The organism is Pseudovibrio sp. POLY-S9 (assembly GCF_001431305.1).
Lineage (GTDB): Bacteria > Pseudomonadota > Alphaproteobacteria > Rhizobiales > Stappiaceae > Pseudovibrio.
Genome location: NZ_LCWX01000170.1, coordinates 11,117 through 12,238, shown reverse-complemented (window position 1 = coordinate 12,238; position 1,122 = coordinate 11,117). Strand labels below are relative to the sequence as shown.

At 55.8% G+C, this 1,122-nt stretch carries 2 protein-coding genes; both read left to right on the top strand.

Annotated elements, in window-relative coordinates; genetic code table 11:
• The coding region (locus PPL9_RS17375) for an ATP-binding cassette domain-containing protein (RefSeq protein WP_152986730.1) at positions 1-365 on the top strand (365 nt) is incomplete at its 5' end.
• Positions 365-1,048 (top strand): ABC transporter ATP-binding protein, encoded by a 684-nt coding sequence (locus PPL9_RS17370; protein ID WP_057463885.1) that lies wholly within the window; start codon positions 365-367, stop codon positions 1,046-1,048. The genes PPL9_RS17375 and PPL9_RS17370, both read left to right, overlap by 1 nt.
• Positions 1,049-1,122: the final 74 nt, after the last annotated feature.

Here is a 1,122-nt window from a genome sequence, read left to right as displayed (position 1 = left end):
CCGGAAACTGGCTCAGAAAAGTCGGTCTCGGTGGCCGCGAAGATATCGCGGTCTCGGAACTCTCTCACGGTGAGCGCCGTCAGGTGGAAGTCGCCTGCGCTCTGGCTCTCAAACCCAAAGCATTGCTACTGGACGAACCTATGGCAGGCCTCGGCCCGACAGGCTCTATTCAGCTCACTGAATTCCTTGAGGAAATTCGCCCGGAAATCCCAATCCTGCTCATTGAGCACGACATGGATGCCGTGTTCCGTCTGGCAGATCGCATCACGGTTCTGGTGGGTGGCGCAGCCATTCTGTCAGGCTCGGTCGATGAGATCCGCGCCAGTACGCTTGTCAGAGAAGCCTATCTCGGGGAGGAAGCCTGATGCTGTTGGAAGTCAAAGGCTTAGAAGCCCATTACGGCGCTGCACAAGCGCTGTTTGGCGTAAACCTCTCCATCAATGAAGGCGAGATGGTAGCGATGCTTGGCCGCAACGGCATGGGCAAATCCACCACAATCAGCTCTATTTGTCAGATGGTTACGCCAACCAAAGGCACCATCGAATTCTGCGGCCAAAGCCTGAACCGTTTGTCCAGCCACAAAGCTGCACGTCTTGGTCTGGGACTGGTTCCGGAAGGTCGTCGCTGTTTCCCGAACCTGTCTGTTCTGGAAAATCTGAGCGCGGCCGCCCGCAAAGGCGCATGGACGCTGAACCGCGTCTATGACTTGTTTCCACGCCTTCAGGAGAGGAGAAGCCAGAGCGCAAACACGCTGTCTGGCGGAGAGCAGCAAATGCTGGCCATCTCCAGAGCTTTGATGACAAACCCGAAATTGCTGATCCTCGATGAAGCGACAGAAGGTTTGGCACCTGTGGTGCGCGGGGAAATCTGGCAGGCGATCGCCAGGCTGAAGAAGGAAGGATTGTCCATTCTCATCGTCGACAAGACGCTCAAGGAGCTCCTTCCGCTGGCTGATCAGGCCGTCATTCTGGAAAAAGGCGAGTCAGTCTGGGCAGGCCGCCCGGATACACTCACCGAGGAAATGAAGGACAGATACCTTGGTCTTTGAACGCACGATCAAAGTGATTTTCCAGCACTGCGATCCAGCTGGAATTGTCTTTTATCCCCGCTACTTCGAGATGA

Coding starts and splice junctions, on each gene's coding strand:
- PPL9_RS17370 (WP_057463885.1), top strand. CDS start 365: ATGCTGTTGGAAGTCAAAGGCTTAGAAGCCCATTACGGCGCTGCACAA.